The organism is Cognatundibacterium rivi (assembly GCF_018139565.1).
Classification (GTDB): domain Bacteria; phylum Pseudomonadota; class Gammaproteobacteria; order Burkholderiales; family Burkholderiaceae_D; genus Undibacterium; species Undibacterium rivi.
This window is the reverse complement of sequence record NZ_JAGSPK010000003.1, coordinates 48,395-71,916: the sequence shown is the minus strand read 5'-3', so window position 1 is coordinate 71,916 and position 23,522 is coordinate 48,395. Positions and strand designations below refer to the sequence as shown.

Here is a 23,522-nt window from a genome sequence, read left to right as displayed (position 1 = left end):
ATTAAGCTAACTTAATTTAAGGCGCTTAACTCAGTTTCTGCAGACTGCTGGCCTTAATTTTTACCTCCAGCGGCTTACCTTTACGGGCGCGTTTGTTGATGTGGACAGACAGGGCGTTAGCGCTCAGATTCACTTCCTGCGCTTTGCCGCCGCGTCCGGTTCCCGTTACTCTGACACCTTTCTGGCTGATTGCCTGTGCTGCGAGCAGCACCTCTTTGTCTTCGAGTTCCATCAGAATTACGCCACGTCCACCGCTCGATAATTGCTTGATTTCATTCAGACCAAAGACCAGCAAACGGCCATTGCCAGATAAACAGGCAATCGCGCTGGCATCTTCGCTGATGACCGCGGGCGGCAGCGGTAAATCCTTTTCTTCCAGCGTCATAAAGGCTTTGCCAGCCTTCATACGACCAACCATGTCGCCCACTTTGGCGGTGAAGCCATAACCAGCATCCGATGCCAGTAATAAACCGATTTCATTGTTACCGGCGAAGTAATGCAGAATCTTGGTGCCGGCTGCGAGATCGATCAGGGTGGTAATCGGTACGCCATCGCCACGCGCGCCGGGCAGGGCGGAGACAGGGACAGAATAGACTCTGCCATTCGAGCCGAACACCAGTAAATGATCGACCGTACGACATTCAAACGTGCCATACAGGCTGTCGCCCGCCTTGAAAGTGAACTGACTGGCTTCATGCCCGTGACCAGTGCGGGCGCGTACCCAGCCTTTTTCTGAGATGACGACCGTGACCGGCTCATCGACGACTTTCTGCTCTACCGACGCACGGACTGCTTCTTCGATCAGCGTGCGGCGTGTATCACCGTATTGTTTTGCATCCGCTTCGATTTCTTTTATCAGCGTTTTCTTCATCGACGCCGGATTGTCCAGCAAGTCATGCAAGCCTGCTTTTTCTTTACGCAATTCTGCCAGCTCTTGTTGAATTTTAATCGCTTCCAGCCTCGCTAACTGACGCAAACGGATTTCCAGGATATCTTCCGCCTGCCGGTCAGATAAGCGGAAAGCCTGTATCAGTGCGGGTTTCGGCTCATCTGACTCGCGGATGATGCGGATCACTTCATCAATATTCAGTAAAACGGCTTCGCGACCTTCGAGTATATGAATACGGTCATCGACTTTTTTCAGACGGAATTGCGTGCGACGTGTGACGGTCGTGAAACGGAACGCAATCCATTCGCTGAGGATATCGAGCAGACCTTTCTGACGCGGACGGCCATCGCCACCGATCATCACCAGGTTCATCGACGCCGACGTTTCCAGTGACGTATGCGCGAGCAACATCTGCATGAACTCGGCCTGATCCTGATTTTTCGATTTTGGTTCCAGCACCAGACGCACAGGCGCATCTTTGCCCGATTCGTCACGCACAGTATCGAGCACCGATAAGATCACTTGTTTTAACGCGACCTGTTCCGGCGACAAGGTTTTTTTACCGGTTTTGATTTTTGGATTGGTCAGCTCTTCGATTTCTTCCAGCACTTTTTGCGACGACACGCCCGGCGGCAATTCGGTCACGACCGCTTGCCACTGACCGCGCGCCATGTCTTCTATCTTCCAGCGTGCCCGCACTTTCATGCTGCCGCGACCACTGGCATACATCTCGGCAATTGCCGATGCCGGTGTAATGATTTGTCCGCCGCCGGGGAAATCCGGGCCGGGGATATATTCCATCAGCTCGGCCTGTTTCATGGCCGGGTTGCGGATCAGCGCGACAGCAGCCTTCGCAACTTCGGTCAGATTATGCGAAGGAATTTCGGTGGCCAGACCGACCGCAATACCGGATGCGCCATTCAGTAACACCATAGGCAAGCGCGCTGGCAGTAGCTTCGGCTCTTCGGTGGTGCCGTCATAATTCGGCTGAAAATCGACGGTACCCTGATCGATTTCATCCATCAGTAATTTGGCGATCGGCGTCAGGCGCGCTTCGGTGTAACGCATCGCCGCCGCGCCGTCGCCATCACGTGAGCCGAAGTTACCTTGCCCATCAATCAGTGGATAACGCAGCGAAAAATCCTGCGCCATCCGCACCAGCGCGTCATACACCGACTGATCGCCATGCGGATGCAGCTTACCGAGCACATCACCGACTACCGCAGCGGATTTACGCGGTTTGGCCGACGAATTCAGACCGAGTTCGTTCATCGCAAACAGGATGCGGCGCTGCACCGGTTTCTGACCATCGCAGACGTCCGGTAAGGCGCGTCCTTTGACGACGGAAATTGCGTAATCAAGATAAGCACGTTCGGCGAAACTCGCCAGCGTCAGTGCTTCGCCATCGCCCGGCGGCGGTGTTTGTTCAAATAAATTCGCTTGTTCGCTCATAGTTTTTTATTCTTCGTGGCATCCGGCAAAACGCCGTTCTGTTTGCCGTCATCTGTAATTTTCGGGGAGTATGTCTGAAAATACACCTTATGTCCGCATATTCATTGGGGTGTTTACATATACTGGGGGGAGTATTTTCAGACTTTAAAAAGCATTCCAGCGCCTTAAATATCGGCTTCGACAGCATTGCCGTGTTCTTCTATCCAGGCGCGACGGGCCGCGGCTTCGCCTTTTCCCATCAGCATATTGAAGCGACCTTCGGAAAAATCCTGATCGAATTCACCGAGGCTGACCGGTAACAAGCGGCGGGTGTCAGGATTCATCGTGGTTTCCCATAACTGTTCTGCATTCATTTCACCCAGACCTTTGAAGCGGGAAATATTCCATGCGCCGTCTTTGACGCCTTCCTTGCGTAACTTGTCTTCGATGGATGTCAGTTCGGCAGCATCCAGTGCATAGATTTTTTGCGCCTGCTTTTTGCCACGTGCCGGAGCGTCAACGCGGAACAGCGGCGGACGCGCAACGCAGATGTGACCACGGGCGATGAGTTGTGGAAAATGTTTGAAAAACAGCGTCAGCAACAGCACCTGAATATGTGAGCCGTCGACGTCCGCATCCGACAAAATACAGATCTTGCCGTAACGCAGATTCGACAGATCAACGTTATCGTTAGCCCCATGCGGATCGACGCCGATGGCGACCGAAATATCGTGAATTTCGTTATTCGCAAACAAACGGTCACGTTCCGATTCCCAGGTGTTGAGTACCTTGCCGCGTAAGGGCAGAATCGCCTGAAACTCTTTGTCACGCCCCATTTTTGCGGAGCCACCAGCGGAATCACCTTCGACTAAAAACAATTCATTGCGGGTGATGTCGCTGGATTCGCAGTCGGTCAGCTTGCCCGGCAAAACGGCCACGCCGGAGGATTTTTTCTTTTCCACTTTTTGCGCTGAACGCAAACGCGACTGCGCTTGTTTGATGACCAGTTCCGCGAGTTTTTTGCCGTAATCGACATGCGAATTGAGCCACAATTCCAGCGGTGGTTTGGTGAATGAAGAGACCAGCCGCACCGCATCACGCGAATTCAGACGCTCTTTAATCTGCCCCTGAAATTGCGGGTCCAGCACTTTTGCTGACAACACAAATGAGACGCGCGCAAACACATCTTCCGGCAACAGCTTGACGCCTTTCGGCAGCAGCGAATGCATTTCCGCAAAGCTCTTGACCGCGCCGAATAAGCCTTCGCGCAGACCGGATTCATGCGTACCGCCAGCCGGTGTCGGAATCAGATTCACATACGATTCACGTACCACATTGCCTTCTTCGGTCCAGGCCACCACCCATGATGCGCCTTCGCCTTCGGCAAAGCCTTCGGTGTCTGCGCTGGCGAATTGCTCGCCTTCAAACAGCGGGATCAGCGGTTCGCCATGCGAATACTGGGCCAGCGCTTCGGTCAGATAACCGCGTAAGCCCTGATCGTATTGCCAGGTTTGCGATTCACCGGTTTTGGCATTGCTCAGCGTGACTTTTACGCCTGGCAGCAAGACCGCTTTTGAGCGCAGCAAACGCTGTAACTCACCTTGCGGTATATTCGCGGAATCGAAATATTTTGCATCGGGCCAGATACTGACGCGGGTGCCGCTCTTTTTATCGCCACGCGGAATCGGCTGGCTGCGCAGCGGCTCAATCACATCGCCATCAGCAAAGGTCAGCTGATGCAAGCCAGCTTCGCGCCAGACGGTAATTTCCAGACGTTTGGATAATGCATTAGTGACAGAGACACCAACGCCGTGCAGACCACCGGAAAACGCATAAGCTCCGCCGGAACCTTTGTCGAATTTGCCGCCGGCATGCAAACGTGTGAATACAATTTCGACAGTAGGAACACCCTCGTCCGGATGCAGACCAACCGGAATGCCGCGGCCATCATCTTCAACGCTGATGCTGCCATCGGTGTTCAGAGTGACTTGTATATGTTTGCAATGACCGCCCAGGGCTTCATCGGAAGCATTGTCGATGACTTCCTGAATGATGTGCAGAGGGTTTTCGGTGCGGGTATACATGCCCGGTCTTTGTTTAACCGGTTCCAATCCTTTGAGGACGCGGATGGATGATTCGCTATAGTCGGACGGAGTCGTATTTTTTTTAGTGGCCATGCAAATAGAAATCTGTTGTTTTGGTTAAAGTGCAATAATATTTTGCAATTTTTAAATACGGAATACATGATTTTAGATGTATTCTTGCATACGTTTTGGCAGCTATTGTAGCTGTAATAGGTAGATGGATAAACGATGTCAATAAAAACTCCAACGATCGCGATCCGACTGCTTGGATTTTCCGCTAAAGAGGAAGAAACTTTTTCTGCAGTACTCGCCGTAGCGCGCGAGACCGGTTACAGCTATACGTGTCTGAGGACCGGGTGCGTCCAGGATCCGGACATGTATATCGTCAATGCCAGTAATATCAAAGCGATTGCGACACTGTCTGACCTTAATCCCGGCGATGCGATGCCGGTGTTGTTAATTGGTAAAACCGATATTGATTTACCTTATCAAGTGATGCCAAGGCCTATCCGCTGGCGCAATATTTTCGGCATTCTCGACGAGCTGATCAATAAACGTGAGCTGTTGCTGCATACGTTAGCCGCGCACACCATCAATTTAACGGTACATGAGCGGCGGGCGCATAAACGCATCGATTTTGATCTTACCGATCCACAGGTGTATCAAAAAATGCGTGATACGCCGATGGCGAAGGGCGGTATTCTGATCGTCGATAAGGATACGCAATTTCGTGAATACGTGGCGGCCATTATGGATCATTACGGCATTACTGTGACGCTGGCTGCCGATGAACGCAGCGCACTGATGCTGGATAGGAACAACCAGCATGCACTGACCTTAATCAATACATCCACCCCGGATGTCGACCCTTATCACCTGTGTGATGGGCTGAAAAAACAAAATCATGGTTTAAAGACTTCCGTGATTTTTTTAATCGATCAATCTTTTGATTACAAACTCGGGCTGGCGGAGCGGGTGCGTTGCGACGGTTTTCTGGTAAAGCCATTGTCCCGTCGTGTTCTACTCAGTACGATTAGAAAGTACTTACACTTATTTAAATAAGCCCGGCGCTTACTTGCTGAGTAAGCGCATTCCCCGTTCCAACCCTTCTATGGTGACCGGAAACATGCGGTTACTCATGACCTGACGAATAACCGAAATAGATTGCCGGTATTGCCACAAGCCTTCCGGTTCGGGATTGAGCCAGATATATTTGGGAAATGTCGTTGCAAAACGTTGTAGCCAGACAGCACCAGCTTCTTCGTTGTTGTATTCGACCGAGCCGCCCGGTTGCAGAATTTCATACGGACTCATGGTGGCATCGCCAACAAAGATGAGCTTGGTATCTGGCGGATATTTGCGCAAAACATCCCAGGTCGGGAATTTTTCTGCATGACGGCGACGGTTATTTTTCCAAAGATAGTCGTACACGCAATTATGGAAATAAAAGAATTCCATATTTTTAAATTCAGTTTTTGCTGCTGAAAATAGTTCTTCCGTTTGCTGTATGTGATCATCCATCGTACCTCCGACGTCCAGCAGCATCAGTACTTTGATATTGTTTTTACGCTCGGGTTGCATCTTGATATCGAGGTAGCCAGCGTTGTTGGCCGTTGCTTTGATGGTAGCGTCCAGCGCCAGTTCTTCTTCGGCACCCTGACGCGCGAATTTACGCAAACGGCGCAGCGCGACTTTGATATTGCGTGTGCCGAGTTCACGTTCAGCGTCGTAATCTTTGAATGCGCGCTCTTCCCATACTTTGACCGCACTGCGGTTGCCACCCTTGCCGCCGATGCGTATTCCCTCGGGATTCGTGCCGCCATTACCGAAGGGCGAGGTACCACCGGTACCTATCCATTTATTGCCGCCTTCATGCCGTTCTTTTTGCTCATTCAGCAGCTCTTTGAGTCTGTCCATGAGCTTGTCGTAGCCGAACTTTTCGATCGCTGCTTTTTGCTCATCGCTCAGTTCGCGTTGCAGTCGCTTGGTCAGCCAATCGAGAGGGATGTCTGGGCGTTGCTCAAAGATCGTGTCTATCCCCTTGAAATACATGCCGAACGCTTTATCGAACTTGTCGTAATGTGCCTCATCCTTCACCATGATTGTGCGCGACAGAAAATAAAAATCGTCGAGTGACATGTTGATCAGACCTTTATCCAATGCTTCAAGCAGCATCAGAAATTCTTTGATCGAGACAGGAATTTTGGCGTCTTTTAAGGTAAAGAAAAAATCAATCAGCACTTGTTTATCTCTCAGTATTTATTTTGCATATATTGCAAATTCTTTTTTAAGCCCGGCCATTCATTTTGCAGAATGCTATACACAACCGTATCACGGATACGTCCGTCGGGTAATATCATGTGATTGCGCAAAACGCCGTCACGTTTGGCGCCAAGCCGCTCAATCGCCGCTTGCGAACGTCGGTTAAACCAGTCGGTACGGAATTCTACCGCGATGCAGTTCAGCACTTCAAATGCATGGGTCAGCAGCAATAATTTACATTCCGTGTTGATTGCCGAGCGTTGCACCGATTGTGAATACCAGGTGTAACCGATCTCCAGCCGCTGATGTTGGTGATCTATATTGCAAAAGCGGGTAGATCCTACAATTTTGCCACCAGATTTCTCGCGGACGACAAACGGAATTGCCTTTTGCTGGGATTGCATGGCGAGCGCTGCATCAAGCCACTGTTGTGTTTGTTCTGGCGCTGGCACTGAAGTAAAGAACAGCTTCCACAGTTCACCATCGGCGGCTGCATTGCGGATATCCGCAATGTGTGCTTGCTCTAAAGGCTCCAGACTGACACTTGTTCCCTGTAAATGTAGTGGGTGACATTCCATACTGATTCCTCGCGGTAGTTATTTTTTAAGACTGTTGCACAAAAAGTCTGTGAATATCAGTAACAATAATGAAAAATTGGGTGAATAAAGATGGTTTCACGGGTTATAATCTTCTATTCACTCAAAACAACAGCAATGCTTGCTAACGAAAATAAAAGCCGTTATACTGCAAAGCTGTATAGAATTTTGCGGCGTGGCATTTAATCAAATGTTTTGACCTCGTCGCTTTGACCACGTTTAGGAAATCTCATGGCAAATACCGCACAAGCACGCAAACGTGCTCGTCAAGCAGTAAAACAAAACGCACACAATTCCAGCCAACGCTCGACTCTGCGTACAGCAATCAAAGCTGTTCGTAAAGCAATCGAAGCTGGTGATAAAGCTGCTGCTGCAACAATTTTTCAAGCTTCCGTATCGACTATCGATCGCATCGCTGACAAGAAAATTATTCACAAAAACAAGGCTGCTCGTCATAAAAGCCGCCTGGCTTCCGCTCTGAAAGCTTTAGCTTAATTGCTATTTCGCCTGCAGATAAGTGCAGGCAATTTCAGATGTAAAAAAACCGCATTTTTTTGCGGTTTTTTTGTTTTCTTCTTCAGATTTCATCAGATACACAAGTTTGTTGGGTATCTGATGCGAAGTTGATCAGCGCAGTGGCAGACCTTCAATTTTGCTGCCTGGTTTAATATTTTTTTGTTTGAACCAGCCCTGATTCATTTCCAGTGCGTAGCGCACCGTCTTTTTCGCACAGTGAGAGTCGGTCGTTTCTGGCTGCATGTCTTCAATATTCACGATTTTCCCTTCGCCGTCGATAAATGCAACGGACAATGGAATCAGTGTATTTTTCATCCACATGCAAACGCCGGCCGGGGCCCCAAAATCAAACACCATGCCTTCGTTGATACCCATTTTGCTTCTCAACATCAGGCCTTGTTCCCGATCGGCATCGCTGGCAGCTACTTCGGCCTGGATGACATAAATTCCAGCAGAGAGTTGTTTGACAGGTAGTTTTCTTTCAGCATGCGCAAGAGGCATCAGCAGGCTGAGCAGAACAATACTTGTCGCTTTCAGTTTGATATTCGGAAAAAGGTTCATCATGGTTGGAATCAGGTTAAAAAAAATAACAACAGGTATGCTACCGCAAATAAAAAAGGCAGGAATGCATCCTGCCTTTTTTATTTGCGATCAGATAATTGATTTGCAGTAATTACTTTGTCATTGATGCTGAAGCTGCGGCTTCTGCTGCAGCCTTTTTTGCTTTCTTCGTTTTTTTAACTTTTTTAGCTGGTTTAGCAACTTCAGCCGAAGCGGAAGCAGATGCCGGGGTGGAAGCTGCCGGTGCAGGTGCTTGTGCGAAAGCGGCTGAAGCAAACAGACCAGCAATCAGAGAGGCGATCAATTTTTTCATGTTAACTTCCTTTGCGTGAGTAATTTGGGAGGGTGATTCAATAGGAATCATCTGGATAACGCACTCAAACCCAGATAAGTTGACATGATATTGCAGCGCATGGCCGAAATCGTAATTAATTCTGCTGCAAGGCAATAAAACAACTCAGACGTTCACTTCCTGCCATTCTCCGGGCAATAAGGGATGTGTTTCTAATGAAAATCCTCCAATTGCAGTACGTACCAAGCGCAAAGTGGGAAGTCCGACTGCTGCCGTCATTCTTCGAACCTGGCGGTTTTTTCCTTCCGACAGAATAATGCACAGCCAACTGGTCGGAATATTGTTCCGGTGCCGAATTGGCGGCGTTCTTTCCCATAGCCATTCAGGTGTTTGTACGTGCATGACAGTGCATGCCTGAGTCACAAAATCCCCCAGATCTAAAGGATTGCGCAAACGCTCCAGCGTTTCTTTATCCGGTATACCTTCTACTTGCACCAGATAGGTTTTCGCTTGTTTGTGATCGGGATGACTGATGCGATTCTGAAGTTTGCCGTCATCTGTCAGTAAAATTAAGCCCTCACTATCTGCATCAAGACGTCCCGCCGGGTATATATTAGGAATGTGCAAATAGTCCGCCAGAGTTGGCCTGTCCGGATGAGCGGAAAACTGGCACATGACGTTGAAAGGTTTGTTGAATAAGATGAGTTTCATGGCAATATGGTAACCGCAATTTTGTAAACAGATGGCATCCAGTAAAATACTAGTGCATAATACGAAATGAAGGTCTTGTGTCTTATAGAAGAGTTAATAGCGATATTGACCGCTATGTTAGCAAGCAAGGCATATTACGAGAAAAGCGTGACCCGCTTGATCGCCTAACTACGGAGAAAACGATGTATCAACATATTAAAGTACCTGCTGAAGGTAAAAAAATTACCGTCAATGCTGACTTTTCATTGAATGTTCCTGATAATCCTATCATTCCTTTTATCGAAGGCGATGGTACTGGTGTTGATATCAGCCCGGTCATGATCAAGGTCGTTGATGCGGCCGTAGCGAAAGCCTACGCAGGCAAGCGCAAAATCAGCTGGATGGAAATCTATGCTGGTGAAAAATCCACAAAAGTATACGGCCCTGACGTCTGGTTGCCAGAAGAAACACTGAAAGTACTGAAAGACTACGTAGTTTCTATCAAAGGCCCATTGACGACGCCAGTTGGCGGCGGCATCCGTTCCCTGAACGTGGCTCTGCGTCAGGAACTTGATCTGTATGTCTGTCTGCGTCCTGTGCGTTATTTCAAAGGTGTGCCTTCACCAGTACGTGAACCTGAAAAAACAGACATGGTGATCTTCCGTGAAAACTCGGAAGACATCTATGCAGGCATCGAATTTGCGCAGGGTTCCGATCAGGTTAAAAAACTGATTAAGTTCCTGCAAGACGAAATGGGCGTGAAAAAAATCCGCTTCCCTGAAACTTCAGGCATTGGTATCAAACCAGTTTCTATCGAAGGTACTGAGCGCCTGGTTCGCAAAGCGATTCAATACGCAATCGACAATGACAAGCCATCTGTGACTATCGTTCACAAAGGTAACATCATGAAGTACACCGAAGGTGGCTTCCGTGATTGGGCTTATGCATTGGCACAAAAAGAATTCGGTGCAGAATTGATCGATGGTGGTCCATGGTGCAAATTCAAAAATCCAAAAACAGGTAAAGAAATTACTGTTAAGGATTCCATCGCTGACGCATTCCTGCAGCAAATTCTGTTGCGTCCGAATGAGTACAGCGTGATCGCTACTCTGAACCTGAACGGCGATTATATTTCTGATGCGCTGGCAGCTCAGGTTGGTGGTATCGGTATCGCTCCAGGTGCTAACTTGTCTGATTCTGTTGCTATGTTCGAGGCAACACACGGTACGGCTCCTAAATACGCTGGTAAAGATTATGTGAACCCAGGTTCATTGATTTTGTCGGCTGAAATGATGTTGCGCCATATGGGCTGGACTGAAGCTGCTGATTTGTTGATTTCTTCGACAGAAAAAGCAATCACAGTGAAAAAAGTCACTTATGATTTCGCCCGTCTGATGGAAGGTGCGACTCAAGTATCTTGCTCAGGTTTCGGTGACGTCATGATTGAGAACATGTAATTTACATGTGACTGTCTCGAGCAGAGTCTAAAAAAGCCAGCGTCAGCTGGCTTTTTTTATATTTGCGTTACTGAGTTATATTATTCAGAGCGTAGCGGATGAGATCTGCCTGACCTTCAATATTCAGCTTGCGCTTGATATTGAGTCTGTGGGTCTCAACCGTCCTGACACTCAAGCCTAAATCCAGCGCAATGTGTTTGTTCGATTTGCCGGTCGCAATGCTATTCAGAACGCACTGTTCGCGCTGAGTCAGTATCTGCGTTGCGTTGTTCGTATTATTTTGCTTGAGGCCTGAGCTGAAATACACCCCGCCAGCCCGCACGGTTTCTATCGCGTTGATAATATCTTCTGCGGGTGCATCCTTCAGTACGTATGCGCGAGCACCTGCTTGTATCGCCTGATTCACGTACTCGGCTTTATCGTGCATAGAGAGCATGATGATCGCGATCTGCGGGTAATCCTGTGTAAATTTTGCTGTCAGACTGATGCCATTGGTACCACCCAGATTAATGTCCATCAATATCAAGTCGGTCGCGTGCAGCGTCACCATTTTGAGCGCGTCTGCCGCGTTACCAGCCTCGCCAACGATGTGGAAATGAGGAATGGTTTCCAGCCTGGCTCTTAATCCATCTCTGACCAGAGGGTGGTCGTCGACTAATAGCAGGTTGATTGTCTTTTTATCCGTCATCATATTTCTCCATTCGGAATTTTTGCTATCACACTGGTGCCGCCTGCGCCTGAGAGTATATCCAGGCTGCCATTCACAGTCGCCATGCGCTCGTGCATATTACTGAGTCCTATACCACGTTTGGGGTGATTCTCTATGCCCTGAATATCAAAGCCGGTTCCGTCGTCCTCGATTGTCAAGGTGATGATTTCTCCGGCCTCAACGAGCTGTATATCCACGTGGCTGACGTTGTGTGCATGTTTGTGGATATTGGTCAGTGCTTCCTGCGCAATCCTGAACAGAACTGTATTACTGATTTCTGACAATTTGCTGAAATTCCCTGTTGCTGTGACTCGTACCGGTAAGCCACAGGCATTTTCAAATTCGCCGGCAAGATGTTCAAATGCCGCGACTAAGCCGAGATCATCCAGCATGGCAGGACGCAGATCGTGTGAAATTCTGCGTACTTCGTTGAGCGCTTCATTGAGTTGTTGTGTTGCGCGGTGAAATGGCAATCTGGTCGACTCCTGTGCTTTGTGGGTACTATCCAGCTTTGCCAGGCCAGATTCTATCTGCAGCTTAATCGAGACCAGTAACTGACTTAAGCCATCGTGTAAGTCACGTGATAAGCGGGCGCGCTCATCCTCCTGAGAACGAACGACACTTCTTGCCAGAACTTTCAGTTTGGCTTCGGCGATTCTGGATTCACTGATATTCAACACCAGGCCTGACAGTGCAATCAATAGCGCACAAACCAGAGCGATGACGGCAATCCAGATTAAGGTGCCACGTATATTCTTTTCTACCTGTACATCAATTTTATTCAGTGCTGCATCGACATCATCGAGATATATGCCGGTGCCAAGCATCCAACCCCAGCGATCAAGCAGAATGACGTAACCGAGTTTTGGCGCAATCTGACCGCTGGACGGCTTTTCCCACAAATAGCGTACTGCGCCACCACCGTTTTTGGCTTTGTTGATCAGATTCTGAATCGTAAAATTTCCTTCCGGATCTTTCAGGTTCCACAGGTCTTTTCCCATCAGTTCTGGTTGCCTTGGGTGCATCAGATTATTGCCATTCATGTCATAAACATAGAAATAGCCATCATCACCAAAATCTAAGGTAGATAGCATTTTCTTGGCGTTTTCCTGATTTTGGGCAACGTCTTTGCCATTGTTGTAAAAATGTTGAATTGCTGCTTTTCCCAGACTGACGTAGTGCTTCAGCTCCGCCTCCTTACTTGCCAGATACGCTTGCTCGACGGTGTTTCGCTGTTGCTTCGCCAAATTTGTCGCCTGATAGAAAACTGCCGCAGAAATACCTGCCAGCGAAAGCAAAAGAGGGATGATGGCCAGCAATATAAATTTATAGCGAAGTTTCATTTAGTCGTTGCGTCTTATGGGATGTACGATCTGCTATTTTGTATTTATACCGTTATTCCAGAAAAATAAAAAACCCCGCAAAAGCGGGGTTTTTCAGAAAGTCCTAAATCCGGATATTAAGGATTTTGGATGTTAGAAGCTTGCTTGCCTTTAGGGCCTTGCGTGACTTCGAACGCTACTTTTTGACCTTCTTTCAGTGTCTTAAAGCCGTTCATTTGGATTGCGGAAAAGTGGGCGAACAAATCCTCACCACCGTCGTCCGGAGTGATAAAGCCGAAGCCTTTGGAATCATTGAACCACTTGACGGTACCTGTTGCCATAATGCGTCTTTCAAATAAAAACTAATCACACGAGCCGTAAAAGCAAGAAACCTGGCGATATGCCAGCCCCCCCTAAACTTGCCCACTTCATATTGACTAATTACTACTAATGCAGTCAATAAATGTCATTCTTGGCGGAAAAAAAACTAAAGTCAAGAAACTTTTATTTACTTGTATCCTATTGTTGTATTTTTAAGTAATGTCAGCAAATTCCTTTATACATTTAAGTGAAATGTCGACTTTTCACTTAAAACTTGATCTGTGAGAAATGATCACCATCTGTGAGTTTGTCCGAAAGCAGGTAACATCTGCTGATAGCAGAAATAAGGTAGTTTTACCTGTTTATTATTTGCCTTTGGAACGAATCAACGTACTAGAATAGACGCATGGGAAACAAGCAAGAAAACGGTACGATACTGGAGCGGCAGACACAACAGCTCAAACCGCCATCGATGTATCAGGTAATATTATTGAACGACGACTATACCCCTATGGAATTCGTGGTGGCGGTCGTTCAGGAATACTTTCATAAAGACCGTGAGACGGCGATGCAGATCATGCTCAAAGTACATAGAGACGGTAAAGGAATTTGTGGCGTATATTCGAAAGATATTGCACTGACTAAAGTGGAACTCGTTTTGACACACGCTCGTAAGGCAGGACACCCCCTGCAATGTGTGATGGAGGAAGTATGATTGCGCAAGAATTAGAAGTCAGTTTGCATATGGCCTTTGTTGAGGCCAGACAAGCTCGTTATGAGTTCATCACAGTCGAGCATTTATTGCTGGCTCTGCTGGATAATCCTTCGGCAGCCGAGGTGATGCGCGCATGCGCGGTCAACATCGATGACTTACGCAAAACCCTGAGTAACTTCATTACTGATAACACGCCGACCGTGCCCGGTACGACAGAAGTCGATACGCAGCCGACCCTGGGTTTTCAGCGCGTGATTCAACGTGCGATTATGCATGTGCAGTCGTCGTCAAATGGCAAAAAAGAAGTCACTGGCGCGAATGTACTGGTGGCTATTTTCGGCGAGAAAGACTCGCATGCCGTCTATTATCTGCATCAGCAAGGCGTCACCCGTCTGGACGTCGTGAATTTTATTTCTCATGGTGTCCGTAAAGATAATCTGAACGAGCCGCAAAAATCTCCTGAAGGTGGTGATGAGGGGCAGGCAGATGCGCAGGCGAAAGAAAATCCACTGGATCAGTTCACTCAAAATCTGAATAAGTCGGCAGCGGATGGCAAGATTGATCCCTTGATCGGGCGCGACAGTGAAGTCGAGCGTGTGATTCAGATTTTGTGCCGTCGTCGTAAAAACAACCCCTTACTGGTTGGTGAGGCCGGTGTCGGAAAAACGGCGATTGCCGAAGGCCTGGCTTTACGTATCGTCAAATCTGAAGTGCCAGATATCTTGCAAAATGCAGTGGTGTATTCACTCGATATGGGCGCATTGCTGGCCGGAACCAAATATCGCGGCGATTTTGAGCAGCGTCTCAAAGGTGTGCTCAAACAGTTAAAAGAGACACCGAACGGTATTTTATTTATTGATGAAATTCATACCATCATCGGTGCCGGTTCGGCATCGGGTGGAACGTTGGACGCATCCAATCTGTTGAAACCGGCTTTGTCGAGCGGGCAACTGAAATGCATCGGTGCGACGACCTACACCGAGTATCGCGGTGTATTCGAAAAAGATCATGCACTGTCACGCCGCTTCCAGAAAATTGATGTAAATGAGCCGACGGTTGAACAAACTGTGCAGATTCTGCGCGGCCTGAAATCGAAGTTTGAAGAACATCACAATGTGAAGTATTCAGCATCGGCATTGACGACAGCAGCGGAATTGTCTGCCCGCTTTATTAACGATCGTCACCTGCCGGATAAGGCGATTGACGTGATTGATGAGGCCGGTGCAGCGCAACGCATTCTGCCGAAATCGAAGCAAAAGAAAACGATAGGCAAAGCAGATATTGAGGAAATTATTTCCAAGATTGCCCGCATTCCGCCGCAAACCGTCAATCAGGATGATCGCAGCAAATTGCAGACCATCGATCGCGATCTGAAAAATGTCGTGTTTGGTCAGGAACCTGCGATTGAAGCGCTGGCTTCCGCAATCAAAATGGCTCGTGCCGGTTTGGGTAAAACGGACAAGCCTATCGGTTCTTTCCTGTTTTCTGGTCCTACTGGAGTTGGTAAAACCGAGGTGGCAAAACAGTTGGCCTTCACCTTAGGTATAGAACTGATTCGTTTCGACATGTCTGAATACATGGAGCGTCATGCGGTCAGTCGCTTGATCGGTGCGCCGCCGGGGTATGTCGGTTTTGATCAGGGCGGTTTGCTGACGGAGGCGATTAACAAGAAGCCGCATGCAGTATTGCTGCTGGATGAGATAGAAAAAGCGCATCCTGATGTCTTCAATATTCTGTTGCAAGTCATGGATCATGGCACGCTGACTGATAACAATGGCCGTAAAGCGGATTTCCGTAACGTGATCATTATCATGACCACGAATGCCGGTGCCGAGAGCTTGCAGAAACGCTCGATTGGCTTTAATGACAGTCGTGAAGCCGGTGATGAAATGGCGGATATCAAGCGCATGTTCACGCCGGAATTCCGTAATCGTCTTGATGCGATCATCAGTTTCCGTGCCTTGGATGAAGAAATTATTCTGCGCGTGGTGGATAAATTCCTGATGCAATTGGAAGAACAATTGCATGAGAAAAAAGTGGAAGCGACTTTCACTGATCACTTGCGTAAATTCCTCGCCAAGAAAGGTTTTGATCCGTTGATGGGCGCACGTCCTATGGCTCGTCTGATCCAGGACATGATCCGCAAAGCGCTGGCCGATGAGTTGTTGTTTGGTCGTCTGGTGTCTGGCGGGCGCGTTGTTGTCGATCTCGATGATAAAGATCAGATTACACTGGACTTCAGCGAAGGTGATGCAACGCCGCCAGAGGCTTCGCAGGAAATCGTTGAAGTGGAATAAATAAAAAAGTGCACAGCTATCGTACTGATCGCTGTGCGTATAACTAACGTGCGGTGTTCACACTCGGGAGATCAGAATGGGTAGTTTTGTCGCACCATTGTATGTGTTGGATTACACAACCAAAACGATTAATGCAGTATTGTCACCTGCCGCATTAGAAGGTAAAGAAGTTGAAGTAGATGTATATGACCGACGTGATGCAGGGAAAAAATATACTGCAATCGGTCGCCGGATTAAAGGTGAAGATGACACATTTCTGATCTGTGTCACTTTGGACACCGGGCCACATGAAGACACCTGGAATTACACCTTACTGCGCGAATCAGCAGGTCGCAGCCGTAAAATGAAAAAATAAAAACCGGAGCTTGCTCCGGCTTTTTTTTTGCGCTGCCGCTGAGGGCAGGGACGCTGCTTATGCTGTTTGCACGTGCAAAACTTCGTATTTAGCTATTTATATACTCCCGGGAGTATATTTCAGAGCCCTTATTTTCTGCGGGGATAAAGGTAAAAATATAAAAAACAGGGGGGAGTATATTTATTTCTGGGTCCTGTTGCTTAATGTTTGCCAGTGCTGCCAAAGCCACCGTCACCGCGTTCGCTGTCGCCAAACTCTTCCACGATGTTAAATCCAACCTGCACCACTGGAACGATAATTAATTGCGCCAGTCGTTCCATAGGATTCAACGTGAATGCGCTGTGTCCACGATTCCAGGTCGAGACCATCAGCTGACCTTGGTAATCAGAGTCGATTAATCCCACCAGATTACCCAGTACTATGCCGTTTTTGTGGCCCATGCCGCTGCGTGGCAGAATCATTGCGGCATAAGCCGGGTCCGCAATATGGATTGCCAGCCCGGTCGGAATCAATACTGTTTCGCCCGGTTGTATCGTGACCGACTCATCCAGACAAGCGCGTAAGTCCAGCCCTGCGCTGCCGGGTGTGCCATAACTTGGCAACAAGTCTTTCATGCGTGGATCAAGAATTTTGAGGTCGATATTTTTCATAAAAACTCAGAAAAAGAAAATGGAAATGAGCGAACAGTTTGTTCTTTAGTGTGGCAGGCGTCGCGCGATTTCGCCTAACAATTGAATCGCCAGTGTTTGCTTGTCTGCACGCGGCAGCGCGGTGTGACCGTGTTCGTCAAATAAGACGAGTTCATTGTCGTCTTTGCCGAACGTGTGGTGACCGATGTTACCCACTAACAGCGGTATATTTTTTTTGATGCGTTTCGCGGCACCGTATTCGAGCAGATTTTCTGACTCCGCCGCAAAGCCAACACAGTACGGTGCGCCAGTCATCGCAGCGACGGTGGCCAGAATATCCGGGTTTTGCGCAAACACCAGTTGTGGCGTGTCATCGTGCTGCGTTTTTTTCAGTTTGTGCTCACTCGCATTGGCAACGCGCCAATCGGCCACGGCGGCGACAGCAACAAAAATATCCTGCTTGTGTTGTGCCAGGCTTTTCAGCACTGCATCATGCATTTGCTGCGCGGTCTGCACGTGAATGCGGCGCACGCCATGCGGCGCTTCTAGGGCCGTCGGGCCGGACACCAGCGTCACTTGCGCACCGGCTTCCCAGGCGGCAAGCGCAATCGCGTAACCCATTTTTCCGGACGATAAATTGGTAATGCCGCGCACCGGATCAATTGGTTCGAAGGTTGGTCCTGCGGTGATCAGCAGGTGCTTACCAGCCAGTATTTTGGGCTGGAATGCGGCGATGATTTCAGTGAGTAATTGCTCCGGTTCCAGCATGCGTCCCATGCCGGTTTCACCACATGCCTGGTCGCCGGCAGCAGGCCCCAGTACCTGTATGCCGTCCTCTTCAATCTGAGCGAGATTACGCTGCGTTGCCGGGTTTTGCCACATCTCGACGTTCATGGCCGGGGCGATCAGCAAAGGAACGTGACGAGGGCGCGCAACGCACAGCGTGGAGAGTAAATCGTCACAAGCACCATGCGCGAGTTTGAACATGAAATCGGTGCTGCAGGGGGCAATGATGATGGCATCAGCATCGCGTGTCAGATCAATATGCGGCATATTGTTATGAATGCGCGCGTCCCACTGATCGGTAAAGACGGTATTGCCTGACAAGGCTTGCATCGTCACTGGTGTGATGAACTGGGTTGCTGCCTGCGTCATCACCACTTGTACGTGAGCACCTGCTTTACCTAAGGCTCGCGTTAATTCAGCGACCTTGTAGCAGGCGACACCACCGGTCATGCCAAGTACAATTTTTTTTCCAGCCAGTCGCAGACTCATGTTCAGCACTCCTTATTTTTTGACGCGACGCAATTCATCCAGAATGAACAACGCCGCACCGATACAGATCGCACTGTCGGCAATATTGAAGGCCGGGAAGTGATAGATCTCTTGGTAGTGGAAATCCAGAAAATCAATCACATGACCGTACAACAGGCGGTCAATTACATTTCCCAGTGCACCGCCCATAATCATTGCCAGTGCAGCACAAAACAGTTTTTGCGTTGCATGACGCTTCAGAAGATAGGTAATGTACGCCGCAGCAATCAGCCCGATCGCCGTAAAGAAATAGCGCTGCCAGCCAGATTCTGCTGCCAGAAAGCTGAATGCTGCCCCTTTGTTATAGACCAGCGTCAGATTAAAAAACGAGGTAACGCTCAGCGATTCAGCATAGGCGAATAATTTGGTGATGGTGATTTTACTGACCTGATCAAACAAAATAATGATCGTCGCCAGACACAGCCACGGGATCAGGGAAGAACCCGAAGTAGCTGAGCCAGCAGAGAAATTCGAACGTTTTTTGGTAGCCATGGATAGTCTGAAAAGAAGAGAATGGGCGTAACCTTACCTGAAAGCAGGCGATGTCAGAAAGTTAAAGCAATTTCATTTGCTGCAGACTGACGTAAAATCGCAGCACTGGCATGATGCCTGCATCACCAAGCCTCACCGCAACAATTTTGCGTCTGTTCGTCGTTAAAACAAGGCGGGCAGACGATGTTCACCCACCTTGTTTCTCAGTATTGAAAATTACGCGAAACGACGCGTTTCACCCGCACCAAACAAATTGCTGACACAGCGGCCACACAAACCTTTGTGTTCAGCATTGCTGCCAACGTCAGCACGATAATGCCAGCAACGCTCACATTTCTCGTATTTGGATGGTGTCACAACGACGGCTTCTTCTGCTTCTGTCGCAACTTGTTCCACTGTAGCGGCAGAGGTGATCAGCGTAAATTTCAAATCGTCTGCCAGACTATTCAGCACCGCAAATTTATCGCCTGCAGCTTTGATTGCTACTTCTGCCTGCAATGATGAGCCAATCGCACCGGATACCCGGACTTCTTCCAATTGTTTGGTCACATCTGCACGTACTGTGCGTAATGCATTGAATTTGGCAAGCAAGGCAGCTGCATCGGCGATTTCTGGCAACTGGTAATAAGTTTGCGTGAAGATGGTTTCATCACTGTCTTTGTAGGCATCGGCAGCGGCAAAGAATTGCCATGCTTCTTCGGCAGTGAACGACAGCATCGGCGCCATCAGACGCAGCAGCGATTGGGTGATATGCCAGATCGCTGTTTGAGCCGAACGGCGCGCGTGTGAGGTCGTGCCGCTGGTGTACAGACGGTCTTTCAGAATATCGAGGTAGAAACCACCGAGATCTTCTGAGCAGAAAGACTGCAATTTGCTGACCACAGGATGGAATTCAAATGCATCAAAATGCGCCAGAATATCTTTCTGCAACGCCGCCGTATTGGCGATCGCATAGCGGTCGATTTCCAGCAGCTCATTGATAGCAACTGCATCTTTGGCGGCATCAAAATCAGACGTATTGGCCAGCAAGAAGCGCAAAGTATTACGGATGCGGCGATAAGCTTCCGTCACACGTTTCAGGATTTCGTCAGAAATAGACAGTTCGCCGGAATAATCAGACGACGCGACCCACAGACGCAGGATGTCTGCGCCGAGTGTGTCGGATATTTTTTGCGGTGCTAAGGTATTGCCCAAAGATTTGGACATCTTTTTACCTTCGCCATCGACGGTAAAACCATGCGTCAGCAAGGCTTTATAAGGCGCACGGCCATCCAGCATCGATGCGGTCAGCAGCGAAGAGTGGAACCAGCCGCGATGCTGATCAGAACCTTCGAGATACAAATCGGCCGGGAACTGCAGCTGTTGTTTGTGTGAACCACGCAAGACAGTCTGATGTGTAACGCCGGAATCAAACCAGACATCCAACGTGTCGCGGTTTTTCACATACATATCTGCTTCATCGCCAAGCAAATCAGCGACTTCGATTTTTTGCCAGGCTTCGATGCCTTCTTTTTCCATGCGCAGCGCGATCTGTTCCAGCAATTCTGGTGTGCGTGGATGCAGCTGACCGGTTTCTTTATGCAGGAAGAATGCCATAGGCACGCCCCATTGACGCTGACGTGACAAGGTCCAGTCAGGGCGGTTGGCGATCATGCCATGCAAACGTGCCTTACCCCACGCGGGGAAGAAGGCTGTTTCATCAATGGCTTTCAATGCCGTCTGACGCAGGCTGTCGCCGCCCGCTGTGGGCGTGTTATCCATGCTGGCAAACCACTGTGAGGTGGCGCGATAGATGATCGGCGTTTTATGACGCCAGCAATGCATATAGCTATGATCAAACATTTTCAACGAGAACAATGTACCCGCTTCTTTCAGTTTTTCGCAGATAGGCTTGGACGCCTCCCAGATCGTCATACCGGCAAAGAAAGGCAGGCTGGACGCGAACCGGCCATCACCCATCACAGGAGCGATGATGTCGTCGTCCTTCATGCCATGTGCCTTGCATGACTGGAAATCTTCTATACCGTAGGCTGGTGCGGAGTGAACCACGCCGGTACCGGTTTCGGTACTGACGTAATCACCCAGATAGACCGGAGAGAAACGGTCATAGCCCACATCCATTGCGGCCAACGGATGTTTAAATTTAATTTCGGATAAATCTGCACCCAGACAGGTGGCAATGATTTCGCCAGTCAGGCCGTAGTTAGTCAGGCAGGTTTCGACCAGGTCTTTTGCGAGGATCAGCAGGACATCGTCACCTTCGCGCTGGGTCTTGACCAGTGCGTAAGTGATTTCAGGATGCATATTCAATGCCTGATTCGACGGGATGGTCCACGGCGTTGTGGTCCAGATCACGCAATAGCCTTTGTCCAGTGGCAGCTTGCCCAGCTTGAACGCCACCGCCAGTTTGTCGTTTTCTTCAGCCCCTGCAAACGGGAAACCAACATCGATGGATGGATCGCGTTTGTTTTCGTATTCGACTTCAGCTTCTGCCAGTGCAGAGCCGCAATCAAAACACCAGTTGACTGGTTTCAGGCCGCGATAGACATAGCCTTTTTCCAGTAATTTACCGAGGGCACGCAACTCATCGGCTTCATTGCCAAAGGCCATGGTTTTATAAGGATTGTCCCATTCACCCAGAACACCCAGACGGATGAAACCGGCTTTTTGCTTTTCTATCTGTTCATTCGCATACACGCGTGCTTTGGCATGTACTTCAGCCACAGGCAGGTTTTTGCCAAATAATTTTTCTACCTGAATTTCAATCGGCATGCCGTGGCAATCCCAGCCAGGGACATACGGTGCATCAAAGCCAGCCATGGTGCGGGCTTTAATGATCATGTCTTTCAGTATCTTGTTGACGGCATGACCCAGATGGATATCGCCGTTGGCATAAGGAGGACCATCGTGCAGAATAAATTTAGGACGACCGGCACTGGCTTTACGGATGCGCTGATAAATTTGTCTGTCTTGCCATTCCTTGACCCATTTAGGTTCACGTTTGGCGAGGTCGCCACGCATAGGAAAGGCAGTTTCGGTCATATTAACCGGATATTTACTGGCAGATTTAGCCGCTTTGTTTTCAGACATGATGAATTTTCTTGTAAGGATATTGAGAGAAGAAACAACGAGAAATTGTTTCTTCAAATTCGGTCAGTAGCGTTACTGGCGGGGATGCGCGTTGTGATACCAAAATAAGCGCGGGCCTGATCGGCATCACGCTGAATCGCAGCGGTCAGTGTTTCCAGATCACTGTATTTCTCTTCGTCACGCAGTTTCTGTAAAAACTCGATTTGTACGATTTTGCCGTAAGCGTTGCCGCTGTAGTCGAACACATGCGTTTCTAGCAGCACACGTCCGCTGTCATCCACGGTAGGGCGCACGCCCAGGCTGGCGACAGCAGGCAGCGGCTGATTTGCGAGGCCGTGCACTTGGACAATAAAAATACCGGTCAGGGCAGGGCGATGATGCGCGATCTGCAAATTCAGTGTCGGAAAACCGATAGTACGACCCAGTTTTTGTCCGTGTGTGACGTGGCCAGAAATGCGGTAAGGGTGACCCAGCAAAGCCTGCGCTTCGGCAAAATCACCTTGCACCAACGCAGCGCGTACGGCCGAAGACGAAATTCTGACGCCATTATTTTGCACTGAGGCTAAGGTCACGACTTCAAAACCGTGGATTTTGCCTGCGGCTTCCAGCATTGCGATACTGCCAGCGCGTTTGGCGCCGAAGCAGAAATCTTCGCCAACCATCAGCCATTTCACATGCAAACCTTCAACCAGCACTTTTTCTATAAAGTCTTGTGGTGACAAAGAGGCAAAATAGGCATTGAAATGCTCCACGATTACGCGATCGACATTCGCGTTTTGCAGCGAAGTCAGGTTGTCGCGCAGATTGGCAATGCGAGCAGGGGCTTTCGATAAATCGCCAGCCAGTTTGGCAAAGAATGCGCGGGGATGTGGTTCAAACGTCATTACCGCGGCCTCGATACCGAGACGATCAGCAGCTTCGCGCAGATGGGCGAGCAAAGTCTGATGGCCAAGATGCACCCCATCAAAGTTGCCTATCGCCAATGCACAAGCGGCACGGGAGGCTGCATTCGGAAGTCCGCGGAATACCTTCATTGTGTCCAGAAAACTGCTGCAAAGCGGTAGATTATAAATGCTTTCGCTCTCAGCAGCCGTGTAAAACGCGAATTCCGGATGGATTCAGTGCGTTTCTGCGCGATTTCTGTCATTGCGTGGACTGATTTTACGCAAATGAATCTCTGATATTGCAAATACTGAAGGATTTTGGCAGCGAAGCAATCGTTGCTTTTTTCAGAGTTAATTGGTGTTAGTGGTGATGTGACCAGGTGACGTCATTCGAACTCAGGTAGGACTCGACCGCTTCTTTGTTGCCGGTCGCGTGTTTCATGACTTCACCGCAGGTGCAGATGCCTTGGTATGGTTGTATGTGCGAGCAGGCAGAGACTTTCTGCAAAAATACCTGAACAGATTTACTGCATTTTTTACATTTGAAAGTGAGGATGCGGGCTGGTTTATTCATGATGATTGGTTAATATGCGGACGAAATTTAAGTTAAGTCTGA

22 protein-coding genes are annotated in these 23,522 nt (G+C 48.9%); 6 read left to right on the top strand and 16 right to left on the bottom strand.

The window, feature by feature from the left end; translation table 11 throughout:
- Nucleotides 1–25: 25 nt before the first annotated feature.
- Together parC and KDM87_RS09000 are read right to left on the bottom strand one after the other, a co-directional pair.
- A complete protein-coding gene (gene parC / locus KDM87_RS09005) occupies nucleotides 26–2,341 on the bottom strand; it encodes a DNA topoisomerase IV subunit A (protein WP_212678776.1) in 2,316 nt (771 codons plus the stop codon).
- Nucleotides 2,342–2,505: 164 nt separating this feature from the next.
- Entirely contained in the window at nucleotides 2,506–4,497 is a 1,992-nt protein-coding gene (locus KDM87_RS09000) for a DNA topoisomerase IV subunit B (RefSeq protein WP_212678775.1), read from the bottom strand.
- A gap of 135 nt (nucleotides 4,498–4,632) precedes the next feature.
- On the opposite strand from KDM87_RS09000, the gene KDM87_RS08995 reads away from it, so the two are divergent.
- Nucleotides 4,633–5,466 (top strand): response regulator, encoded by an 834-nt coding sequence (locus tag KDM87_RS08995; RefSeq protein WP_212678774.1) that lies wholly within the window; start codon nucleotides 4,633–4,635, stop codon nucleotides 5,464–5,466.
- Between the two features lie 9 nt (nucleotides 5,467–5,475).
- Here KDM87_RS08995 and KDM87_RS08990 read toward each other — a convergent pair whose 3' ends face one another.
- Both KDM87_RS08990 and KDM87_RS08985 read right to left on the bottom strand, forming a co-directional pair.
- Entirely contained in the window at nucleotides 5,476–6,645 is a 1,170-nt protein-coding gene (locus tag KDM87_RS08990) for a vWA domain-containing protein (protein WP_212678773.1), read from the bottom strand.
- 11 nt (nucleotides 6,646–6,656) lie between these two features.
- Entirely contained in the window at nucleotides 6,657–7,250 is a 594-nt protein-coding gene (locus KDM87_RS08985) for a GNAT family N-acetyltransferase (RefSeq protein WP_408058726.1), read from the bottom strand.
- Between the two features lie 243 nt (nucleotides 7,251–7,493).
- Here KDM87_RS08985 and rpsT point away from each other — a divergent pair, with 243 nt between their 5' ends.
- Nucleotides 7,494–7,757, top strand: coding sequence for a 30S ribosomal protein S20 (gene rpsT, locus KDM87_RS08980; RefSeq protein WP_186883248.1), 264 nt, complete (start codon nucleotides 7,494–7,496; stop codon nucleotides 7,755–7,757).
- A gap of 132 nt (nucleotides 7,758–7,889) precedes the next feature.
- On the opposite strand, the gene KDM87_RS08975 is transcribed toward rpsT, so the two are convergent.
- The 3 genes from KDM87_RS08975 to KDM87_RS08965 all read right to left on the bottom strand — a co-directional run bounded on the left by KDM87_RS08975 (nucleotide 7,890) and on the right by KDM87_RS08965 (nucleotide 9,342).
- Nucleotides 7,890–8,279: a DUF192 domain-containing protein gene (locus KDM87_RS08975; RefSeq protein ID WP_230407716.1), complete on the bottom strand. Its 390-nt coding sequence runs from the start codon at nucleotides 8,277–8,279 to the stop codon at nucleotides 7,890–7,892.
- 172 nt (nucleotides 8,280–8,451) lie between these two features.
- On the bottom strand, nucleotides 8,452–8,652 hold the full coding sequence (locus tag KDM87_RS08970) for a hypothetical protein (RefSeq protein ID WP_212679236.1): 201 nt from the start codon (nucleotides 8,650–8,652) through the stop codon (nucleotides 8,452–8,454).
- 144 nt (nucleotides 8,653–8,796) lie between these two features.
- Nucleotides 8,797–9,342 carry a pseudouridine synthase gene (locus KDM87_RS08965; RefSeq protein WP_212678770.1) on the bottom strand — a complete coding sequence of 182 codons (546 nt, stop codon included), beginning with the start codon at nucleotides 9,340–9,342 and terminating at the stop codon, nucleotides 8,797–8,799.
- A 182-nt stretch (nucleotides 9,343–9,524) separates the two neighbouring features.
- Here KDM87_RS08965 and icd point away from each other — a divergent pair, with 182 nt between their 5' ends.
- Nucleotides 9,525–10,778, top strand: coding sequence for an NADP-dependent isocitrate dehydrogenase (gene icd, locus KDM87_RS08960; RefSeq protein WP_186883252.1), 1,254 nt, complete (start codon nucleotides 9,525–9,527; stop codon nucleotides 10,776–10,778).
- A gap of 67 nt (nucleotides 10,779–10,845) precedes the next feature.
- On the opposite strand, the gene KDM87_RS08955 is transcribed toward icd, so the two are convergent.
- The 3 genes from KDM87_RS08955 to KDM87_RS08945 all read right to left on the bottom strand — a co-directional run bounded on the left by KDM87_RS08955 (nucleotide 10,846) and on the right by KDM87_RS08945 (nucleotide 13,150).
- Nucleotides 10,846–11,466 carry a response regulator transcription factor gene (locus KDM87_RS08955; protein WP_212679235.1) on the bottom strand — a complete coding sequence of 207 codons (621 nt, stop codon included), beginning with the start codon at nucleotides 11,464–11,466 and terminating at the stop codon, nucleotides 10,846–10,848.
- On the bottom strand, nucleotides 11,466–12,830 hold the full coding sequence (locus tag KDM87_RS08950; RefSeq protein WP_212678769.1) for a cache domain-containing protein: 1,365 nt from the start codon (nucleotides 12,828–12,830) through the stop codon (nucleotides 11,466–11,468). The genes KDM87_RS08955 and KDM87_RS08950 overlap by 1 nt, the downstream gene beginning before the upstream one ends.
- A 116-nt stretch (nucleotides 12,831–12,946) precedes the next feature.
- Nucleotides 12,947–13,150, bottom strand: a complete 204-nt coding sequence (locus KDM87_RS08945) for a cold-shock protein (RefSeq protein WP_186883254.1) — start codon at nucleotides 13,148–13,150, stop codon at nucleotides 12,947–12,949.
- A 386-nt stretch (nucleotides 13,151–13,536) separates the two neighbouring features.
- Between KDM87_RS08945 and clpS the strand changes: the two genes are divergently transcribed.
- From clpS to KDM87_RS08930, 3 genes are all read left to right on the top strand, one after another.
- Nucleotides 13,537–13,845 carry an ATP-dependent Clp protease adapter ClpS gene (gene clpS / locus KDM87_RS08940; RefSeq protein WP_186883255.1) on the top strand — a complete coding sequence of 103 codons (309 nt, stop codon included), beginning with the start codon at nucleotides 13,537–13,539 and terminating at the stop codon, nucleotides 13,843–13,845.
- Nucleotides 13,842–16,142 carry an ATP-dependent Clp protease ATP-binding subunit ClpA gene (clpA, locus tag KDM87_RS08935; protein ID WP_212678768.1) on the top strand — a complete coding sequence of 767 codons (2,301 nt, stop codon included), beginning with the start codon at nucleotides 13,842–13,844 and terminating at the stop codon, nucleotides 16,140–16,142. Before clpS ends, clpA begins: the two co-directional genes overlap by 4 nt.
- 76 nt (nucleotides 16,143–16,218) lie before the next feature.
- The gene (locus tag KDM87_RS08930; protein WP_212678767.1) at nucleotides 16,219–16,497 is read left to right on the top strand and encodes a hypothetical protein; all 279 of its coding nucleotides are present in this window, start codon (nucleotides 16,219–16,221) and stop codon (nucleotides 16,495–16,497) included.
- A 200-nt stretch (nucleotides 16,498–16,697) separates the two neighbouring features.
- On the opposite strand, the gene dut is transcribed toward KDM87_RS08930, so the two are convergent.
- The 6 genes from dut to KDM87_RS17735 form a co-directional block, all read right to left on the bottom strand.
- The gene (dut, locus tag KDM87_RS08925) at nucleotides 16,698–17,147 is read right to left on the bottom strand and encodes a dUTP diphosphatase (RefSeq protein WP_212678766.1); all 450 of its coding nucleotides are present in this window, start codon (nucleotides 17,145–17,147) and stop codon (nucleotides 16,698–16,700) included.
- Nucleotides 17,148–17,192: 45 nt separating this feature from the next.
- On the bottom strand, nucleotides 17,193–18,395 hold the full coding sequence (gene coaBC / locus KDM87_RS08920; RefSeq protein WP_212679234.1) for a bifunctional phosphopantothenoylcysteine decarboxylase/phosphopantothenate--cysteine ligase CoaBC: 1,203 nt from the start codon (nucleotides 18,393–18,395) through the stop codon (nucleotides 17,193–17,195).
- 18 nt (nucleotides 18,396–18,413) lie between these two features.
- The gene (gene lspA / locus KDM87_RS08915; protein WP_212678765.1) at nucleotides 18,414–18,932 is read right to left on the bottom strand and encodes a signal peptidase II; all 519 of its coding nucleotides are present in this window, start codon (nucleotides 18,930–18,932) and stop codon (nucleotides 18,414–18,416) included.
- 216 nt (nucleotides 18,933–19,148) lie between these two features.
- Nucleotides 19,149–22,022, bottom strand: a complete 2,874-nt coding sequence (gene ileS / locus KDM87_RS08910; RefSeq protein WP_212678764.1) for an isoleucine--tRNA ligase — start codon at nucleotides 22,020–22,022, stop codon at nucleotides 19,149–19,151.
- A 53-nt stretch (nucleotides 22,023–22,075) separates the two neighbouring features.
- Nucleotides 22,076–23,056 carry a bifunctional riboflavin kinase/FAD synthetase gene (locus KDM87_RS08905; protein ID WP_212678763.1) on the bottom strand — a complete coding sequence of 327 codons (981 nt, stop codon included), beginning with the start codon at nucleotides 23,054–23,056 and terminating at the stop codon, nucleotides 22,076–22,078.
- A 211-nt stretch (nucleotides 23,057–23,267) separates the two neighbouring features.
- Complete coding sequence (locus KDM87_RS17735) at nucleotides 23,268–23,480, bottom strand: hypothetical protein (RefSeq protein WP_230407680.1); 213 nt, start codon at nucleotides 23,478–23,480, stop codon at nucleotides 23,268–23,270.
- Between the last annotated feature and the right edge of the window lie 42 nt (nucleotides 23,481–23,522).